At 40.9% G+C, this 19,796-nt stretch carries 16 protein-coding genes; 15 read left to right on the top strand and 1 reads right to left on the bottom strand.

What is annotated here, in order from left to right:
• Positions 1-7 precede the first annotated feature (7 nt).
• From B2R65_RS12830 to B2R65_RS12815, 4 genes are all read left to right on the top strand, one after another.
• Positions 8-3,160, top strand: a complete 3,153-nt coding sequence (locus tag B2R65_RS12830) for an efflux RND transporter permease subunit (protein ID WP_286743233.1) — start codon at positions 8-10, stop codon at positions 3,158-3,160.
• The gene (locus B2R65_RS12825; RefSeq protein ID WP_029771962.1) at positions 3,153-4,562 is read left to right on the top strand and encodes a TolC family protein; all 1,410 of its coding nucleotides are present in this window, start codon (positions 3,153-3,155) and stop codon (positions 4,560-4,562) included. The genes B2R65_RS12830 and B2R65_RS12825 overlap by 8 nt, the downstream gene beginning before the upstream one ends.
• 14 nt (positions 4,563-4,576) lie before the next feature.
• Positions 4,577-5,605 (top strand): zinc-binding dehydrogenase, encoded by a 1,029-nt coding sequence (locus tag B2R65_RS12820; RefSeq protein WP_286743228.1) that lies wholly within the window; start codon positions 4,577-4,579, stop codon positions 5,603-5,605.
• Between the two features lie 265 nt (positions 5,606-5,870).
• The gene (locus B2R65_RS12815; RefSeq protein ID WP_004588700.1) at positions 5,871-8,126 is read left to right on the top strand and encodes an acyl-CoA dehydrogenase; all 2,256 of its coding nucleotides are present in this window, start codon (positions 5,871-5,873) and stop codon (positions 8,124-8,126) included.
• A gap of 174 nt (positions 8,127-8,300) precedes the next feature.
• Here B2R65_RS12815 and B2R65_RS12810 read toward each other — a convergent pair whose 3' ends face one another.
• Complete coding sequence (locus B2R65_RS12810; protein ID WP_004588699.1) at positions 8,301-8,558, bottom strand: phage integrase N-terminal SAM-like domain-containing protein; 258 nt, start codon at positions 8,556-8,558, stop codon at positions 8,301-8,303.
• Positions 8,559-8,798: 240 nt separating this feature from the next.
• On the opposite strand from B2R65_RS12810, the gene B2R65_RS12805 reads away from it, so the two are divergent.
• From B2R65_RS12805 to B2R65_RS12755, 11 genes are all read left to right on the top strand, one after another.
• Complete coding sequence (locus tag B2R65_RS12805; protein ID WP_138628008.1) at positions 8,799-9,194, top strand: hypothetical protein; 396 nt, start codon at positions 8,799-8,801, stop codon at positions 9,192-9,194.
• Between the two features lie 138 nt (positions 9,195-9,332).
• Positions 9,333-9,620, top strand: coding sequence for a hypothetical protein (locus tag B2R65_RS12800; RefSeq protein WP_286743223.1), 288 nt, complete (start codon positions 9,333-9,335; stop codon positions 9,618-9,620).
• A gap of 6 nt (positions 9,621-9,626) precedes the next feature.
• On the top strand, positions 9,627-9,863 hold the full coding sequence (locus tag B2R65_RS12795; protein ID WP_286743221.1) for a hypothetical protein: 237 nt from the start codon (positions 9,627-9,629) through the stop codon (positions 9,861-9,863).
• Positions 9,864-9,963: 100 nt separating this feature from the next.
• On the top strand, positions 9,964-10,449 hold the full coding sequence (locus tag B2R65_RS12790; RefSeq protein WP_286743219.1) for a hypothetical protein: 486 nt from the start codon (positions 9,964-9,966) through the stop codon (positions 10,447-10,449).
• A gap of 172 nt (positions 10,450-10,621) precedes the next feature.
• Positions 10,622-11,596 (top strand): transposase, encoded by a 975-nt coding sequence (locus B2R65_RS12785; RefSeq protein WP_286743216.1) that lies wholly within the window; start codon positions 10,622-10,624, stop codon positions 11,594-11,596.
• Between the two features lie 276 nt (positions 11,597-11,872).
• Positions 11,873-12,832: a phosphotransferase gene (locus B2R65_RS12780; RefSeq protein ID WP_286743213.1), complete on the top strand. Its 960-nt coding sequence runs from the start codon at positions 11,873-11,875 to the stop codon at positions 12,830-12,832.
• Between the two features lie 144 nt (positions 12,833-12,976).
• A complete protein-coding gene (upp, locus tag B2R65_RS12775; RefSeq protein ID WP_004586497.1) occupies positions 12,977-13,609 on the top strand; it encodes a uracil phosphoribosyltransferase in 633 nt (210 codons plus the stop codon).
• 9 nt (positions 13,610-13,618) lie between these two features.
• Complete coding sequence (locus B2R65_RS12770; RefSeq protein WP_286743210.1) at positions 13,619-14,857, top strand: uracil-xanthine permease family protein; 1,239 nt, start codon at positions 13,619-13,621, stop codon at positions 14,855-14,857.
• Positions 14,858-14,993: 136 nt separating this feature from the next.
• The gene (locus B2R65_RS12765) at positions 14,994-16,739 is read left to right on the top strand and encodes an HAD-IIB family hydrolase (RefSeq protein WP_286743208.1); all 1,746 of its coding nucleotides are present in this window, start codon (positions 14,994-14,996) and stop codon (positions 16,737-16,739) included.
• Positions 16,732-17,955 carry a glycosyltransferase family protein gene (locus B2R65_RS12760; RefSeq protein WP_029771978.1) on the top strand — a complete coding sequence of 408 codons (1,224 nt, stop codon included), beginning with the start codon at positions 16,732-16,734 and terminating at the stop codon, positions 17,953-17,955. The genes B2R65_RS12765 and B2R65_RS12760 overlap by 8 nt, the downstream gene beginning before the upstream one ends.
• A 24-nt stretch (positions 17,956-17,979) precedes the next feature.
• Complete coding sequence (locus B2R65_RS12755) at positions 17,980-19,758, top strand: sugar phosphorylase (RefSeq protein ID WP_004586493.1); 1,779 nt, start codon at positions 17,980-17,982, stop codon at positions 19,756-19,758.
• Positions 19,759-19,796: the final 38 nt, after the last annotated feature.

Here is a 19,796-nt window from a genome sequence, read left to right as displayed (position 1 = left end):
TTTATTGATGAAATTTTCACACTTTTTTATTCAGCGACCAATATTTGCAGCCATGCTGTCGTTGGTTATTTTAATTGCTGGTGGTATTTCACTGTTTCAACTTCCTGTAAGTGAATACCCAGAAGTTGTGCCACCTACTGTTGTGGTAACAGCAAATTACCCAGGTGCTAACCCAACCGTTATTGCGCAAACTGTGGCAACGCCCCTTGAGCAAGAAATTAACGGCACCGAAAACATGCTGTATATGTTTTCTCAAGGCACCAGCGATGGCCGTATGACACTTACGGTAACGTTTGCACTAGGCACCGACCTAGATCGTGCACAAGTACAAGTACAAAACCGTGTAAACAGTGCATTACCACGTTTGCCCGAAGAGGTGCAGCGCTTAGGTGTAGTAGCCGAAAAATCATCACCCGATTTAACCATGGTGGTGCATTTATACTCGCCTGAAAACAGCCACGACACAGCGTATTTATCTAACTATGCCGACATTCATATTAAAGATGAAATTGCCCGTTTACCGGGTGTAGGTGATATTCGTTTATTTGGCGGTGGTAAGTACTCTATGCGTGTGTGGTTAAACCCAGATGCATTAGCAGCCCGTGAGCTTACAGCCACCGATGTTGTGGCTGCTTTGCGCTCGCAAAATCAGCAAGTTGCAGCGGGTAGCTTAGGTGCACAGCCAATTTCTAACGATAGCCAATTTCAAATTTTGTTAAACGTAAAAGGGCGTTTAAACAGTGTTGAAGAGTTTGAAAAGGTCATTATTAAAGTGGGCGAACAGGGGCAATTAACGCGTTTGTCTGATGTAGCCCGTGTTGATTTAGGCCAAGATACCTATGCACTTCGTGCAGAGCTTGATAACCAGCCAGCACTTGCAATGCCAGTGTTTCAGCGCCCAGGTTCAAATGCAATTGAGCTATCTGATCAAGTACGCGAAACCATGGCTCGTTTATCACAAGATTTTCCGGCAGGGGTTGAGTACGACATTGTTTACGACCCCACTGTGTTTGTACGTGGTTCAATAGATGCGGTTATAGCAACGCTACTTGAAGCCATTGTATTAGTTGTAATAGTGGTTATTGTATTTTTACAAACGTGGCGCGCGTCTATTATTCCATTGATTGCGGTGCCAATTTCGTTAATTGGTACGTTTGCTGTAATGCAATGGCTAGGCGTGTCTATTAATACACTTTCGCTGTTTGGCTTGGTACTGGCAATCGGTATTGTAGTTGATGATGCGATAGTTGTTGTTGAAAACGTAGAGCGAAATATAGAACAAGGGCTTTCGCCTTTAGAGGCAACACGTGTTGCTATGAGCGAAGTAACCGGGCCAATTATTGCGATAGCGTTAGTGCTGTGTGCGGTATTTATTCCTACTGCATTTATTACCGGTTTATCGGGTCAGTTTTATAAGCAATTTGCACTAACAATTACTATTTCGACTGTTATTTCGGCGTTTAACTCCTTAACCCTATCGCCTGCGCTATCGGCATTATTATTAAAATCGCACGATGCAAAACCAGATGCATTCACGCGTTTACTTAATAAACTGTTTGGTGCGTGGTTATTTAAACCGTTTAACCGCGTGTTTGACCGTGGTGCTAAAGGCTACGAAAAGCTGGTACAAAAGCTTATACGTATGAGCGTTATTGTTATGGTGGCCTATGTTGCGCTGGTGGGCGGTACAATTAAATTGTTTGATACCGTACCTGGTGGCTTTATTCCACAGCAAGATAAGCAATATTTAGTTGCGATTGCGCAACTGCCAGATGCAGCCAGTTTAGACCGTACCGAAGATGTGCTCTCGCAAATGCAAAAAATAGCATTAGAAGTACCAGGCGTTGCACACACCGTGGCGTTTCCAGGCTTATCGGTAAACGGTTTTACTAACAGCCCAAATAGCGGCATTGTATTTACGCCACTTGAGAGCTTTGATAAACGCACCGACCCTAGTCAATCAGCGATGGCAATTGCCGCGCAGTTAAATCAGCGTTTTGCAGCTATTGATGAAGCGTTTGTGGCTGTATTTCCGCCGCCGCCAATTCAAGGCTTAGGCACAACAGGTGGCTTTAAGCTGCAAATTGAAGATAGAGCAAATAAAGGCTTTGATGCACTATTTAATAGTTTGCAAACCATTATTGGTAACGCGCAGCAAGACCCCGCGTTAATGGGCTTATATTCAAGCTTTCGCATTCAAGTACCACAAATGGATATTGATATAGACCGCGAGCAAGCGCTTATTCAAGGTATTCCTCTTGATGAAGTATTTGACGCATTGCAAATATATTTAGGCTCTGTGTATGTGAATGACTTTAATATGTTTGGTCGTACTTATCAGGTTAATGCGCAAGCTGATGCTGATTTTCGTCTTGACCCTGAGCAAATCCTTAACCTAAAAGTACGTAACAGTGCAGGAAATATGGTGCCGCTTGGCTCGGTACTTACAGTTACACCAACAATAGGGCCTGACCGTGTAATGCATTACAACGGTTACCCAAGTGCAGAACTAAACGGCAGTCCAGCCCCCGGTTATAGCTCTGATCAGGCACAAACTGCTATTGAAACAATATTAGCCGACAACCTGCCAACAGGTATTGAGTACGAGTGGACAGAAGTAACGTACCAACAAGTACTTGCAGGTAACACCATGGTTTATGTATTCCCATTAGTTGTGTTGCTTGTATTTATGGTGCTTGCTGCGCAGTACGAAAGTTTACGTTTGCCACTGGCCATAATATTAATTGTACCGATGACTATTTTCTCAGCACTATTAGGTGTGTGGTTTGTAGGCTCAGACAATAATATATTTACTCAAATTGCATTAATTGTACTGGTGGCACTCGCCTCTAAAAACGCCATATTAATGGTAGAATTTGCCCGCGACCAACACGGCGGTGGGTTAACGCACTTTGAGGCAATATTAGCGGCGTGTCGTATGCGTTTACGCCCAATATTAATGACCTCAATTGCCTTTACAGCTGGGGTTGTACCTTTGGTACTTGCAACCGGTGCAGGCGCCGAAATGCGCCACGCAATGGGTAACGCGGTGTTTGCAGGCATGATAGGGGTAACGGTGTTTGGCTTATTATTTACACCTGTGTTTTACATGTTAGTTGTGAAAAAGCAGCAAGAAGCAAAGGGGTTATCGCATGACTAATTTAATCGCTAAACCTATCAAAACGCGCTTAACGTTAAGTGCTGTGTTAGTGGCTGCTTTTTTATCTGGTTGCGCTAGCAAAATAGATACACAAAGCGAGCAAAACGCTATTAACGATTTTGTAGCTCAAGCAAATATTGCCAGCAATGTTGCCATTGCAGATGAAACAAATTGGTGGCACAAGTTAGAGTCAAAGCAGCTAAATGCTTTGGTTAATAGCGCACTTGCCAATAACTACAATTTGCAAACAAGCCAATTAACGCTTAAAAGTACCCTTGCCCGTCTTGGTGAGCAAAAAGCGCAATATTTACCCCAAGGTGGGGTAAATATTGGCGCAGCACGAAGCGATGCACCGAGTGTGTTTGACCGTCAATCGAGTGCTAACATAGCGCTTGATTGGCAGTTAGATTTATTTGGCCGTATTACTGCTTTGGTTGATGCTGCACATGCATCGGCCATGAGCCAAGCCGAGCAAGTACGTTCACTGCAAATTGAAGTGGTATCGTCTGTTGTTAAAGGGTTTGTAAGCTATCAAGGTAATGTTGAAAAACAACACATCATAGCCATGCAAATTAACGCATTAGAGCAAAGCATTGAAGTACTTCAAGCACGTGTAGATGAAGGCGTTGCCAACGAGCTTGACCTAAACCGTACTATGGCACAGCTTAGGCAGCAAGAAGCCCTAATGCCCGCTATTGAGTATGCAAAATACAGCGACTTATCAACTTTAGCGGTGCTTACAGGTAAGCTTGCGCAAGACATTGCGATAGACAATGAGCAAAACCTGCTGGAGCAAAGCTTTAGCGTTGCGCTTAAAAATGCCAATAGCGCCATTGCCCTGCGCCCTGATATAAGCCGTGCATTGTATGATTTTAGCCAAGCTAACAGCTTAAGTGTGGCGGCAAGTAAAGCCTTACTACCTGATATTAGCTTATCAGCCTTTGCAGGCGTAGTGAGCATAGACAGCACGGGCTTAAAGAATACTGATCAGCAATGGCAAGTAGCTCCCCAGTTGCAATGGTCAATATTAAGTTATCCCGCTCTCCTTGCCCAGCGCGACGCACAGCAGTTTTTAAGTGAAGCTGCCTACAGCGACTATCAGCAAATAGTATTAAATGCGGTGACTCAAAGTGAACTTTCATTGCAAATGTTGGTCAATCAACAACAGCAAGAGCGTTATGCTAAACAGCGCTATGGCTTTGCAAATAAAGCATTTTTACAAGCACAGGCGATGTACGAAGAAGGCCAAATACCGTACTTAGAGTTGTTAGATGCACGCCAGGATGTTTTAATGGCACAAGAAAACGCTGTTGATACAACTATTGCTACATTGCTTGCTAAAGTGAATGCTTATCAGGCATTTAACGGCCAATGGAGCTATGCACTGAGCAGTACAAAATAGCTAGAGTTAATTGAATGAGCAATACTGAATTATCACATCAAGGCAGCCCCTTACAAACAATGCGCGCTATTGTTTTATCACAACCAGATGAGCAAATACGCTTGCAAGATGTTGAGGTTGATATACCCGAGTGCGCCGACAACGAATTGTTGGTAAAGCTTGAGTATGTAGGCCTTAATCCTGCTGATGCCTATTTTGCTAAAACGGGATTTTGTAAGTGGCAATACCCTCATATTTTAGGCCTAGACGCCGTTGGTGTGGTAGTTAAAGCTAACAAAGGTGTGTTTCCTGGGGTTGGCGAACGAGTAATGTGGCATGCCAATATAGGTAAGCAAGGGGTACTGAGTGAATACACCACCGTGCCTAATTTTGCTGTATCGGTTGTGCCCGATGGGCTGTGCCCTGCAAAGGCTGCTACGTTACCGTGCGCTGGTATGGCCGCCCTTATTAGCTTAGATAAAATAGCCATTACGGAGGGCGACCAAATCCTAATCGAAGGTGGCTCTGGTGCGGTAGGGCAGTTTGCCATTCAATATGCTAAACAACGCGGTGCCGATGTATTTACCACCGCTTCAAAGCGTAATCACAAGCTGGTAAAGCAGCTAGGTGTCGATGTGGTATTTGATTATAACGACAAAAAGTTACGCGACAAAATTCGCCGCGAGCTTGGCCCGCAAGGGTTTGACGCTGTAATTGATACTATGGGCGGTGAATCAACGCTTAGAAATATTGAATTAATGCGCTTTTGCGGGCGTATCGCGTGTTTAAACTCGCTGCCTCATTTTGATCAAGATTTAATGTACCACCGAGCGCCTAATATTAGTGTGGTGTCTATTGGTGGTGCGTGGCTTGCCAATAGTTTATGTGCACAGCAGCGCTTAAGTTTTATGGGCAATTTATTGCTTGAAGGCGCGCTATCGGGCGATATTAAAACACCGGCAATCACTGCGGTTGACTTTACTGCTGACTCAGTCAGTGCTGCCTTAAATAACCAAATAGCGGGTGGCTTTACAGGCAAACACGTTGTGCAAATAAGCAATTAACGTTGCCCACCTTATTTTAAAAACGCAGCCCAAGTGGCTGCGTTTTTTTATGCCTAAAAAATAGCTTTTTATGAGTATGGGGCTTAATTGTTGCCAAATAGAGGTATTTCAGCGCACAAGTGTAAGCCTTTTAGTTTCAACAGTTTACGTCACCGTAAAGAAAATAAATTGAAAAAACTGTTAATTAATTGAATAGAGTAATTGATCTAAACTGATTTTTATGACGTAATGTAGGTATTATTTATCTGGTCGGATGAGTTCAATCATGAGTTTACGTACAAAATTAAAAAAAGTATTACCAAGTATTTCAATCACTGAACAAGAAGCGCTAGACGCGGGTGATGTGTGGTTAGAAGGGTCTATCTATCAAGGTAAGCCAGATTTTAGCGCACTACGCGATGTGCCGGCTGCTACCCTAAGTGCAGACGAGCAAGCATTCTTAGATGGCCCAGTACAAGAGCTACTAGGCATGATTGACGATTCAGTTATTCAAAACGGTATTCACTTACCAGATGACATATTAGAATTTTTGAAAAAAGAGCGTTTCTTCTCGCTTATCATTCCTAAATCGTTTGGCGGTTTAGAGTTTAGCCCTTATGCAAACTCAACTATTGTGGCAACCATTGCAACTAAAAGCTCTGCAGTAGCGGTAACTGTTATGGTTCCTAACTCTTTAGGCCCAGGTGAATTATTACTTCACTTTGGTACACAAGAGCAGCAAGCGCATTACTTACCGCGTTTAGCAAACGGCAGAGACATTCCATGTTTTGCTTTAACAAGCCCAGAGGCGGGCTCTGATGCAGGTGGCATTCCAGATATTGGTACTGTCACCAAAGGCATGTACAACGGCGAAGAAGTACTTGGCCTTGAGATCACATGGGATAAGCGTTATATCACACTGGCACCAATCGCTACGGTACTTGGTTTAGCATTTAAAGTAGTGGATCCAGAAGGTTTACTAGGCGGCAAAGAAAACTTAGGTATTACCTGTGCGCTTATTCCTAAAGATCACCCAGGTGTAGAGCTTGGCAACCGCCATGACCCAATGGGTATTCGTTTTTATAACGGTACTACACGTGGTAACAAAGTATTTGTACCAATGGACTTTATTATTGGTGGCCAGAAAAACATCGGTCGTGGTTGGCAAATGCTGGTTAGCTGTTTAGGCGCAGGGCGTGGTATTTCATTACCTGCACTAGGTGTAAGTACATCACAAGTGGCGTTTAAATCAGCATCTGAATACGCAGCAGTGCGTGAGCAGTTTGGTTTAGCAATTGGTCAATTTGAAGGTATTCAGGAAAAGCTAGCAGACATTGCAGGTAAAACATACCTTCAAGAAGCAATGCGCGTACTGACAACTGAAGGCCTAGGCATGGGCTTAAAACCATCGGTTGTTACAGCAATAGCTAAATACCACATGACCGAGCTTGGCCGCGACGTATTAGACTCTGCAATGGATATTCAAGCGGGTAAAGCGATTCAAAATGGCCCACAAAATACCCTTGCAAGCGGTTACGTAGCACAGCCTATTGCAATTACAGTAGAAGGCGCGAACATTCTTACACGTAACCTGATGATTTTTGGTCAAGGTGTTATGCGTTGTCACCCTTATTTACAATCTATGGTTGAATCAATCCATAGTGAAGATAAAGGTGCAGATAAAGAGTTTAACGGCATTTTGCGTAAAACAATTGGTTACAGCACAGCAAATAGCTTACGTGCGTTCCGTTTAGGTGTTTTACCATTTACTGCAAGTGCAAACTCTGCATTACCCGAAGTACGTGAATACGAAAAAGCCGTGCATAAACTATCTGCAAAATTAGCAGTGTATGCTGACTTCTCGTTACTCGTACTTGGCGGTAAGTTAAAGCAGGCTGAAATGCTATCAGCACGTTTAGGCGATGTAATGAGCTTTTTATACGCGGCAATGGCATCAATTAAGTATTACGAGCAAAAAGTAGCAAGCAGCGAGCGCGAGCAAGCAGCGCCGTACTTCCACTATGCGACACGTTTTGCACTACAAAGCGCTGAAGAAGCACTGCATAAGTTTTTAGATAACTTCCCTGCAAGTGGTACTCGTAAGTTTATTCGTTTTGTAACAATGAACTACTCAACTAAAATGCCAAAAATTAGCGACGACTTAATTCGTGAATTAGCAAAACAAGCACAGCTTGATACCGCATTTAAAGCGCAAATTACGCATTTAGTTAAGCCTGTAGAAGGTGACGGTCATCACATAAACGAGCAAGCTTATAAAGCTAAAATGGCATCACTTGTTGAGCTGGCTAAAGTTAAAAAAGCGCTGCGCGCTAAAACAATTAAACCAGGTACACGTTTTGCCATTACGCTAGATAACGCATTAGCGGCAAATGTAATTACTGCGGATGAACATGCGCAACTAATTGATTACAACAAAAAACGTGAAAAAGCGATTCGCGTTGATGAGTTCGACTTTGACATGAACTTACTTGATGACAACGCTCAACCAGTTAACCCACTTAAAAGTGTAGTTAATCAATAAAATTCAATGATGCAAAGCGCCCGCTGTATCGGCGCTTTTATTCTTGATTAAAAAATTAGTGTGGAGCCTCGTTTGTTTAAAACCAAGCGGGGCTTTTTTATGTGTGTAATATAGAGGCAGGGCTAATGGTGGCTCATTTGATGGTCGTTTTGCTTGTTCAATTAGAGTAGCTGTTTAGTTTATTTTCCATACTTTAAATAAAAAGCTCAACGCATTTAAGGCTTGTGTTTGAGTATTAGGAGCAACATTTTGTTGGTTGACTAAATGATTTAAAAAAAGTTCGACCTCATTATCTCCCATCGTTGTTGGGTGCCTCATAGAGTTAAAACGAATAAACGAAGCTATCCAGTATAAATACGCTTTGATGGTACTTTTAGCATAATGCTTTAGATACATTTGTTCGGCTATCATAGTTAAAAAAGGTGATTTCATGATATGAATCTCTAGCAAAATTTAACTGTATATATAGACAGTGCATATTGTTTTGTCCAATATTACTGATCTCCACCATTTCGGTGTATTTTCGCACTGATTAAAAATAATTATCAGTTAACTAATTGTTTACAGGTGTTTATTTGATGGTTAAGATAAATGCGTTGTAATATATGGACATTTGTCGGTTTATAAAACGACAAATGTCGTAGACAAAATTGTTAAATGCCTAAAGGATTTATGAGCATAATTTCCGAAAATGACATAAGAGAATTCATTGAACCTTATATTGGAAAAGTGGTTAGTCGTGTCCGTCAAGGTCATGGTAGTGCCATTTTCTTAGAAGTAGATGATCTAACAATTATGATCGAATGGAGTTGGAGAGTTGAAAAAGGTAATCAAATTGCTTTTGGTAGTTGGTCGGAAGAAAGTGCTTTTAAAAATCATTTAGCGACATTAAACGGTTTATTTCTTTCTAATATTTCATTTCAATCTAGGCTCCCTGAAGTCGTTGTCGAGTTAACTGACAATACTTGGGTGTGTTCATTCTCTACAGTAGAAGGTGATCCTGAATGGGCTTTAATTACACCTACTAATACTTTACTGTCAAAAAGTGGTTGTTTAGCTTTCGAGTAAACGGCACTTAACAAGTTGCTTAAACGGACACAAACAGCTGGCTGTGCTTCGTTCCTCGCTATTATAGCCAGCCATTTTTAGCCGCTTAGCAAAGCGTTATATGTTTCTTGATATTGGTGCATATTCAAAGAAAATCAAATGTTTAAATATGAAACACCTCCATGGGGAGCTAAGTTAATTTGCTTTTGTTATCTGGCTGTATCTTGTTTGATGCTGTTTGCTTTTTACACTTATGGTAATTGGGCAGGTAATTCTCCTGTAGTTTTTAAATACATTTTTGTTATGTTAGGTTTGATCTTCATGTTCCCGGCTTTAAAGCCAAGTAACTGGCGTGGTTGGGTTTACTTTTCAGCAGACAATCGAGGGATAAGTTTCCCAACTTCATTCGATGAAGTTAATAATCAGTCGTCTCTTAATGTTGCATAGGAAAATGTGGGTATTATAAAAAGTGAAACCCTTCATGGTCAGGTAAAAGGAATTACAATAGAGTTAAATATTTCACAAGCTGATATTGATTTACACTTTCGAAAAACAGATCTAACAAATAAACTTTTAGGCTTAAACAATAAAAGAGGTAACTTTTTTGTCATTGCATACGCAAACAATGCGTTTCAAAAAGTTTCTAGTGTTGTAAACACATTAAATGAAATTAAGCGCTCAAACATATAACAAACGCATTAAGGGCGGACGCAAAAAGCTTGGCTGCGCTCATTCTTCGCTTAGTATAGCCAAGCTTTTATGCGCCACTTATGCGGGCGTTAGAGGCACTATGAAGTTAGCAACCATTTTTCTAGCCCTATTCTTGCTATCAGGATGTGGTACAGAAGGTGTTGATATGGAAATCAGTGATGTTGATGACTGGTTTAAGGTAAATGAAACTGAAATAACTTCTATCGTTGAATTATTTAAGAGCGACAAATGTTTACGTAGAGTTGAACTCGGCTCAATGAAATATATCAGTCAAAACTGTGAAAACAATTCGTCTCAAGAAACCAAAATAAAAGAAATACAAAGTAAGCTAACAAGCCTTGGTGTTGTTCTAGCTGTTGCGCATACATTCGATGATGGAAATTTTGTTGCGAGTATATTGATAAACAGGAGAGGTATTGCAGTATCTGGTGGAGGTCTTGAAATTAGTTACTGGGAAAAATTTCCTGTTTATTTAAATGATGAACTCGAGTGTGGTGCAATTGAAGCTCTCTACAAAGAAAAGTGGTACGCAGAGATTTTAAGCTCTGAAGATCCGTGCCTCTAACAAGTCAATTCAGCGAAAAATAAACAAGACACCCATCCTAAATTTTGCACTTTTTGAAGTTTAAGCCTAGCCCTTATTTAGCAATAATAAACTAGACACCCATCTTAAATTTTGCACTTAACGCAATTAAAGGCTAGCTTTTATTTAGTGCGAAAAATAAGCAGAGTGTCTTATGGCAATTGCAAGAAAGCGACAAGTAAGTTTGGTTGATACAAAATACTATCATTGTGTTTCACGGTGTGTTCGTCGTGCATTTTTATGTGGCGAAGACCGTTTCACTGGTCAATCTTACGAGCATCGACGAGGATGGGTTGAAGATAAGCTGGGTGAATTAGCTAGGGTATTTTGTATTGATGTGTGCGCTTATGCCGTAATGAGCAATCACACCCATTTAGTACTGTATGTAGATGATAAAAAAGCAAATAGGCTGAATGATAAAGCGATTGTTATTCGCTGGCATAAACTCTGTAAAGGCACATTGTTAACGCAAAAATACATACAAGGCGAGAAGCTAAGTAAAGTTGAACTCATCTTTTTCAACCAAACGGTAAAACAATACCGAGAACGTTTAGCAAGTATTAGCTGGTTTATGCGCCTGTTAAATGAAGATATAGCGCGTAGAGCAAATAAAGACGATAATTGCACAGGGAGGTTCTGGGAGGGGAGATTCAAATCGCAAGCTTTACTTGATGAAGCCGCAATTACAGCGTGTATGGCCTATGTAGATTTAAACCCTATTAGAGCCAAGATGGCTAACACGCCAGAAGAGTCAGACCATACCAGCGCTCAAGTACGCTTAATATGTGCAAAAGAAGGCAAGCAGCCAAAACAACTACTTCGCTTTGCAGGCATGTCACGTCAAGTAATGCCAAAAGGGCTGCCGTTTGAGCTTAAATCGTACCTTGAACTTGTTGAGCTAACAGGGCGAGTAATGCGAGAAGATAAGCAAGGGCATATAGATAATATGACCCTTCCTTTGCTAGAAAGGCTTAATATATCATCAGAAAACTGGTTAAAACTCACCACACAATTTACGCGCATATTTCATGGTGCAGTGGGCAGGCCAGCCTCACAAGAAGGGTATTGCGAAAACTTAAACCGAAAGCGGCGAGCGAATATCAGTAACTGCGCAAAGTTATTCGCTTAGAGCCAAATCACTTTTTGAGCACTCCAACTACATAATGTAGGTTTTTTTGTGGCTGGCATTTGAGCTTTATTTAGTAATACCTCTATTTTAAAACTCAAATTATTTTTGGACAGTTAAAAAACATAAATTCATTAGGTAACTTTAACTTTTTGTAATTCACTTTGTAGAAATTAAGGTGGGTGTCACTTTAAAAAGAAAGGGGCTATGGATGCTATCGTTTTATTAAAAATACCTTCTAATGTTAAACTATAAAAAACTTAATGACTTAATATAGCTATGGCATTTTACCTTCCTCTTTTACAGCCTCATTTTAAACACATTGAAATGGGCGATACGCTAACATCGCTTTGGAGCGGGTGTGGCAGTATTGTCGAGTGCATACTTGATGCTGAGCCATGTGTTATTAAAGCGATTAAAATACCACGCCACATAAACCATCCAAAAATTAAGCAAAGCGAATTTGCATTAAAGAGAAAGCAGCAGTCTTATAAAGTTGAATATAATTTTTATAGGTTATACAGCGCGTACTTACCGACAAGCGCTAAAAGTATTACCTGTATTAATGCAATTAATGATGGTGATGATTATGCGTTAGTGTTTAAAAACTTTACGCAACATGGTTTTGCTCAAGCAAGTGCGCTTGACATAAAACCAATACTTACGTGGCAAGCCCATTTTCATGCCTTTAATTTAAATAAGCCCGCAAAGGGCTTATGGCAACAAGGGAACTATTGGCATTTGAGCACACGGCCAGATGAGTTTAATAAGTTAAAACAAAGCGCTGACAAAAAGTCCGATATTAAAAATGCGGCTCATAAAATTGATAAAACACTGCAAGCATCACACTACAAAACCTTGATACATGGCGATGCTAAGCTTGCCAATTTTGCTGCAAATGAGCAAAGTGAAATACTCGCTTATGACTTTCAGTATGCAGGGGCTGGGGTAGGGATTTGCGATGTAATGTATTTTATGACCAGCTGCTTAAGCAACGAGCAATTACATACCTGCGCCGATGAGTATTTACGTTACTACTTTAGCCAATTAAAAAATGCGCTTTTAGTGTATCAACCGCAAATAAATGCTGATGACGTGATTGCAAAGTGGCATGCATTATGGCCATTAGCTTGGGCCGATTTTTATCGTTTTTTAGCGGGCTGGAGCCCAACTCATTTTAAAATAAATAGCTACATGATGGCGCAAGTTAATTTAACGTTATCAGATAACAATTTATAAACATAAAGTAGTGTGTCGCTTGCATAAATATCAAGCAAATCAATGCATTTTGGCACGATCTATGAAAACTTATTTAAAATTGCAGGTCAAATGACCTTTTTTAATATAAAATACCGACAATTCTTGTATCAGTAGGTTTTTATCATGTCAATTCACGTAATTTCACACCCTCTAGTTCAACACAAATTAGGCTTAATGCGCGCTCACGGTATAAGTACTAAAAGCTTTCGTGAATTATGCTCAGAGGTAGGTACTTTATTAACCTACGAAGCAACTAAAAACCTACAGTTAGAAGATAACGAAATTACTGGCTGGGACGGCAACAAATTAAAAGTAGAGCACATTAAAGGCAAAAAAATTACTGTTGTGCCTATTTTACGCGCAGGCCTTGGCATGATGGATGGCGTAATGTCATTACTCCCAGCGGCTAAGGTAAGTGTAGTGGGCCTTGAGCGTAACGAAGAAACGCTTGAGCCAGTACCTTACTTTGAAAAGTTAGTAGGCAATATTGATGAGCGCTTAAGCTTAGTTATAGACCCAATGCTTGCAACTGGCGGCTCAATGATTGCTACTATCGATATGCTTAAAAAAGCAGGCTGTAAAGACATTAAAGTAATTGTACTGGTTGCTGCACCTGAGGGCGTTGAAAAAACATTAGCCGCTCACCCTGATATTGAGATTTTTACTGCCTCAGTTGATAGCCATTTAAATGAAAAGGGTTACATTATCCCAGGGCTTGGCGATGCAGGTGACAAAATTTTCGGTACGGTTTACTAAGGTTTAACAGTGCAAAATAATTCTACATTTTCTATAAAAACCATTTTAACCGGCGCCCAAATGTTGTTTGTAGCATTTGGTGCGTTAGTGTTAGTGCCTTTATTAACGGGGCTTGACCCAAGTGTCGCTTTGTTTACAGCGGGTATAGGTACTTTATTATTTCAGGTAGTGACGAAAGGCAAGGTGCCTATATTTTTAGCGTCATCATTTGCGTTTATTGCGCCTATTATTGCCTCAGTACAAATGTGGGGCGTACCAGCCACCATGGGTGGTTTAATGGCAGCGGGCTGTGCTTATATGCTGTTAGCGCTATTGGTTAAATTTAAAGGGGTGGCAACTCTTCATAAAATTTTGCCGCCTGTGGTCGTCGGCCCCGTTATTATGGTGATTGGTTTAGCCCTTTCACCGGTTGCGGTAAATATGGCAATGGGTAAAAGTGGCGACGGCAGTATTGAACTTATTGCTTACGATAAAGCCATTATTATTTCGCTGTTTTCTCTTGTTGTAACACTTATTTTTGCTGTGTGGGGCAAAGGTGTATATAAGCTGATCCCTATATTAGCCGGTGTTATATCAGGTTATGTTTTATCACTGGTAATGGGTGTGGTTGAATTTGGTAGCGTAAACGAAGCGAGCTGGTTGGCTGTACCAAACTTCACATGGCCCGAATTTAAGTGGCAAGCCATTCTCTTTATGGTACCTGTTGCCATTGCACCTGCTATTGAGCATATTGGCGATATGATGGCTATTAGCCAAGTAACCAATAAAGACTTTTTAAAAAAACCAGGCTTACATCGCACCTTATTTGGTGATGGCTTAGCCACTGCCGCTGCCTCTTTATTTGGTGGTCCGCCAAACACTACTTACTCTGAAGTAACTGGCGCAGTGATGCTGACCAAAAACTTTAACCCTAAAGTAATGATGTGGACAGCCATAATTGCTGTGGTACTGGCCTTTGTGGCAAAAATGGGCGCTGGTTTACAAACAATTCCTGTACCTGTGATGGGTGGCATAATGATTTTGTTGTTTGGCTCAATTGCAGTAGTGGGCTTAAATACGTTGGTTAAATCTGGTGATGACTTAACTGCACCCCGTAATTTAAGTATTGTGGCACTTATATTAGTATGCGGTATTGGCGGTATGCATATTGGGGGTAGCCAATTTAGCTTAGAAGGGGTTAGCTTGTGCGCCATTTTAGGTATTGTACTTAACCTAGTATTGCCAAAAGCCGAACCAGAAACTGATTAATTTTGCACTGTATGTAAAATTTACGCACCAAAATAGCGCATACTAATTGCGCTATTTTTGTAAGTTACTAATAATTAAATAAAAATAATAGTGGTCTAGTACCTGCATTTGTTACTTCATAATATAAGGAGTTACTATGTCAGAGGCCAGTATTGTGGATATAACCCCATTTTTAGCAAAGCACCAATTGCCTTTAAAGTATCAGTACCTTAGTGAGCAATTTTTTATCCCGCTTGCACACGATATTCTAGAATCAAAAAAAAATAACACCCCTATTTTTGTCGCCATAAATGGTTGCCAAGGTTCAGGAAAAACCACCCTCGCAGATTTTTTAGTTACTTGGTTTAGTAACAACACGCCGTTTACCAGTGTCGCGCTTTCTATTGACGATTTTTACTTATCTAAAGCGCACCGCCAAGGACTTGCCAAAGACGTACACCCATTATTTGCCACCCGTGGTGTGCCTGGCACCCACGATGTAGGGTTAATGAATACCACCATAAGCCGGTTACTTGCAAAAGAGGTTGGCGTGCCTTTGCCTAAATTTGACAAGCATCACGACGATTGCAGCCCCGAGCAAACATGGCAATGTAACAATAAACCCATTGATATTATTATTTTAGAAGGTTGGTGTGTAGGTAGTGAACCACAACCGTTATTTTCTTTAAGTGAGCCTATAAACAAGTTAGAAACACAGCACGATAAAGAAGGCGTGTGGCGTCGTTGTGTAAACAGTTGCCTAGCAAATGAATACAAAAGTGTGTTTAGTAAAATAGATTATACGGTGATGCTCAAAGCGCCGAGCTTTGAAGATGTATTTAAGTGGCGACAAGAGCAAGAGCAAAAGCTTATTGCTGCTAAAGGCGAGGGCGATGGCACCATGAGTGATGAGCAACTGGTGCACTTTATTTCTCACTTTGAGCGTATTACTCGCGAAAACTTAAACACCCTAAGCGCTAAAGCTAACGCCCTTATAGAGCTTGATAGTAATCGCGATATTAGTGCTATGCACTTAACCAGCGACGATACGCTGCAACCTATTATATTTACCGACTTAGATGGCACGTTACTCGATCACGCCGATTACAACACTAAAAATATCAGTAGCTTGCTGCAAGACTTACAAGCAGCCCACATTCCTGTGGTGTTTAATACGAGTAAAACATTTTGCGAAGTGGTTGAGCTTAAAAACGAGCTTAATATTCAACAGCCTTTTATTGTTGAAAATGGCGCGGCTGCTTATTTACCCGTTGATTATTTTGAGCTTAAACCCATTGGCTGCACACAAGTAGGGGCGTATTGGTGTTATGCATTTGCATCACCCTTATCTAACTTACTTAGTGATTTAGACTCCTTAAGCAGCGAATATAAATCGCATTATAAGTTATTTAGTGATTTGTCGAGCGAGCAAATATCATCCCTCACCGGGCTTGATGAAGCGCATGCAAGGCGCGCTCAAACACGCGATTTTTCAGACCCACTTTATTGGCACGGAAGCGATGAATTACTTAATGCGTTTGTAAACGATGTTAAAGCTCTCGGCTACGACATAAAAATAGGCGGGCGGTTTATACATATTGCTAAAAACACCGATAAAAGCGCTGCACAGCAGTGGTTAGTTAAACAAATTTCACAACATTTTAGAAAGCCTCTCACGGTAATTGCACTAGGTGATAGTGACAACGATAAGCAGATGCTAGAGCAAGCTGATATCGCCATTATCATACATAACCCAAGCAGTAAAAAGCCGGTTAAGTTAACACATAACAAGGCGCGTTATTCGCAATCGCCCGCTCCACTGGGTTGGATTGAAGAAATAACCACATTGCCTTGTATTAGCAGCATTTTAAATACTATTGAGGAGCGAAAATCACATGGCTGATTTTTATCAAAATGGCATCATCACAACCTTACATAACATCGCCGATAGACCGGTAGAAGCGCTTGAAGAAGAGCTAATTAGTTTTAGTAAGCAACGTCCAATGGGGTTAATACTCCCTTCGTTGTTTAGTGAGCTTGAAGGCCCAGCGCTGCAAAACATTGTAAAAGAACTCAGAGAGGTTCCTTATTTATCGCAAATTACCATAGGTTTAGACAGGGCAGACGAGTCACAATACCGCCATGCTTTAGGCTTTTTTAAAGAGCTTAACCAAAACCACAAAGTGCTTTGGAACGATGGTCCCCGTTTGCAAGCGCTTGATAAAGAATTACAAGAGCTAGGCGTTGCACCGCGTGAGCTTGGTAAAGGCAGAAACGTGTGGTATTGCATGGGTTATAAATTGGCCACCTCAGAGGTAGAGTCGATAGCCCTGCACGACTGCGATATTTTAACTTACGACAGAGGTTTGTTAGCGCGCTTAATTTACCCTGTAGCACACCCGCGTTTTAATTATGAATTCTGTAAAGGCTTTTACCCACGTACTGCAAACGGCAAAATTAATGGCCGAGTATCGCGCTTATTAGTAACGCCGTTATTACGATCGTTCAAAACTATTTTAGGCAATACCGACTACCTTGAGTACATGGATACCTTTAGATACCCGTTAGCAGGGGAGTTTTCGTTTAGACGTGATGTGCTAAACGATATTCGTATCCCGAGTGATTGGGGTCTTGAAATTGGCGTACTAAGTGAAATGTACCGTAATTATTCGCATAATCGCTTATGCCAAGTGGATATTGCTGATAACTACGATCATAAGCATCAGGAACTTTCTCTTGATGACCAAAACGCCGGTTTATCTAAAATGTCGATAGACATAACCAAGGCACTATTTAGAAAATTAGCCACTCAAGGGGTTACTTTTACCAGCGAAACAATTCGTTCTTTAAAAGCAACTTACTACCGTATTGGTTTAGACTTTATAGAAACGTACCATAACGATGCACTGATGAATGGTTTAACCTTAGATGTGCACCAAGAAGAAAAAGCCGTAGAAATGTTCGCCAAAAATGTTATGGAAGCAGGTCAGCACTTTTTAGATAACCCAATGGAAGCGCCATTTGTGCCAAGTTGGAACCGTGTTGTATCAGCCATGCCAGATGTTTTTGAGCGCTTAAGAGAAGCGGTTGATCTTGATAATAAAGAATTTAGTGAATAAATAAAACAATAATAAGGGGCGCGTGTGAATACAGTAAGTGAATTATTTTTACAGCGGGTAGAGCAACATCTACATATTATTTATAAAGATGTTGAACTGCCCTTAAGTATTACAGAGCTGGCTGAGCAGCTTATAACTATAATTTTAGGCGACAGCCCGCTGCGCGACCCTACACCCCATACAAACCGTTGGGACGAGCAAGATATTATACTAATAGCCTATGGCGACTCTATTATTAAGCACGATGAGGGAGACCAAGCTGTTGCAAAACCGGTAGAAGCACCGCTTAAAACCTTGCACCGGTTTATAAAAGAGCAGTGCGATATGCAGCTTAATGCTTTGCATATATTGCCATTTTACCCGTATAGCTCTGATGAAGGCTTTGCGGTAATGAACTACGTGCAAGTAAATGAATCGCTAGGTGATTGGCAAGATATAAAAAATATTGCCAAAGATGTAAAGCTAATGGCAGATTTAGTGATTAATCACTGCTCTAGCCGAAGTGTATGGTTTGAAAACTTTTTAAACGATTTAGACCCCGGCAAAGATTACTTTAAAACGGCAAGTTTAACCGATGATTTATCTAATGTAGTACGCCCGCGTACGTCACCGCTATTAAATACGGTGACCACACCAAGCGGCGAAAAACATGTATGGTGTACATTTAGCCACGACCAAGTTGATTTTGATTTTGGTAACCCGGAAGTTTTAAAAGAATTTATAAGCATTATTCGCCATTATTTAGATAATGGTGTGCGTTTGTTTAGGCTAGATGCGGTTGCATTTTTATGGAAACAACTCAATACAAATTGCATTAATTTACCGCAAACGCATGAAGCAGTTAGGCTTATTCGCACCCTAATAGAGCATACTGAGCCAAGCGTTGTCATAATTACCGAAACAAACATACCAAACCAAGAAAACCTCTCTTACTTTGGTAACGCCAACGAAGCCCACAGTATTTATAACTTTGCCTTACCGCCTTTATTACTGCATACATTACTCAGTGGAGATAGCACGGCCATTAAGCACTGGATGATGAGTATGCCGCCTGCGCAAAACGGCACCACATACTTTAACTTTATTGCCTCGCACGATGGCATTGGACTTAGGCCAATAGAAGGCTTGTTACAACCAAGCGAAGTAGCGTCATTGGTGAGTACGTCTATGCAGTTTGGTGGGCGTGTATCAATGCGCACCAGTAACGATGGTACGCACACACCGTATGAACTAAATATTGCACTTTTTGATGCATTACAAGGCACGCACAATGGGCAAGATAAGTTTGGCCTTGAGCGGTTTATGTGTGCACACGCCATTATGTTTGCGCTCGAAGGGATCCCTGGGCTTTATATTCATAGCTTGCTTGGCACAACGAACGATTACGAACGCTTTGAAAACTCACAGCATAACCGTGCAATTAACCGTCATCGTTGGCAAGAGTCAAAACTATTATCGGCTTTAGGTGATAAATATAGCCATCATCACAAAGTGTTTAATGGTATTAAGCATTTATTAGGTATTCGAAAAAAACAAAGTGCATTTCACCCTAATGCCACGCAATTTACGCTGCACTTAGCGGGGGGGTTATTTGGTTTTTGGCGGCAAAGTATAGACAGGCGTCAAAGTATATTTTGCGTTTATAACATAAGTGATAAACCACAAGTACTTACCCTTGCAGATTTAAACTTAATTAACACCCAGCAGTGGTTTGATTTAGTGGCTAATGAAACAATTACCGAGGATCAACTCACTATAGAGCTAGAGCCTTATCAAAGTGTATGGTTAAGTAATATTAAATAAAGTGCAGTCATACCAATTTGCAAAATAGATCACTTAAC

Source organism: Pseudoalteromonas sp. UBA2102, from assembly GCF_002331165.1.
GTDB classification, from domain to species: domain Bacteria; phylum Pseudomonadota; class Gammaproteobacteria; order Enterobacterales; family Alteromonadaceae; genus Pseudoalteromonas; species Pseudoalteromonas atlantica.
Note: the sequence above shows the minus strand (reverse complement) of the source record. Positions and strands in the feature narration are given on the sequence as shown.

What these genes read in the sequence shown, in the direction of transcription:
- B2R65_RS12765 (WP_286743208.1), top strand. Translation starts at nt 14,994, where the DNA reads ATGTCAGAGGCCAGTATTGTGGATATAACCCCATTTTTAGCAAAGCAC.
- B2R65_RS12825 (WP_029771962.1), top strand. Translation starts at nt 3,153, where the DNA reads ATGACTAATTTAATCGCTAAACCTATCAAAACGCGCTTAACGTTAAGT.
- B2R65_RS12810 (WP_004588699.1), bottom strand. Translation starts at nt 8,558, where the DNA reads ATGAAATCACCTTTTTTAACTATGATAGCCGAACAAATGTATCTAAAG.
- B2R65_RS12760 (WP_029771978.1), top strand. Translation starts at nt 16,732, where the DNA reads ATGGCTGATTTTTATCAAAATGGCATCATCACAACCTTACATAACATC.
- B2R65_RS12820 (WP_286743228.1), top strand. Translation starts at nt 4,577, where the DNA reads ATGAGCAATACTGAATTATCACATCAAGGCAGCCCCTTACAAACAATG.
- upp (WP_004586497.1), top strand. Translation starts at nt 12,977, where the DNA reads ATGTCAATTCACGTAATTTCACACCCTCTAGTTCAACACAAATTAGGC.
- B2R65_RS12815 (WP_004588700.1), top strand. Translation starts at nt 5,871, where the DNA reads ATGAGTTTACGTACAAAATTAAAAAAAGTATTACCAAGTATTTCAATC.
- B2R65_RS12790 (WP_286743219.1), top strand. Translation starts at nt 9,964, where the DNA reads ATGAAGTTAGCAACCATTTTTCTAGCCCTATTCTTGCTATCAGGATGT.
- B2R65_RS12805 (WP_138628008.1), top strand. Translation starts at nt 8,799, where the DNA reads ATGAGCATAATTTCCGAAAATGACATAAGAGAATTCATTGAACCTTAT.
- B2R65_RS12800 (WP_286743223.1), top strand. Translation starts at nt 9,333, where the DNA reads ATGTTTAAATATGAAACACCTCCATGGGGAGCTAAGTTAATTTGCTTT.
- B2R65_RS12780 (WP_286743213.1), top strand. Translation starts at nt 11,873, where the DNA reads ATGGCATTTTACCTTCCTCTTTTACAGCCTCATTTTAAACACATTGAA.
- B2R65_RS12785 (WP_286743216.1), top strand. Translation starts at nt 10,622, where the DNA reads ATGGCAATTGCAAGAAAGCGACAAGTAAGTTTGGTTGATACAAAATAC.
- B2R65_RS12830 (WP_286743233.1), top strand. Translation starts at nt 8, where the DNA reads ATGAAATTTTCACACTTTTTTATTCAGCGACCAATATTTGCAGCCATG.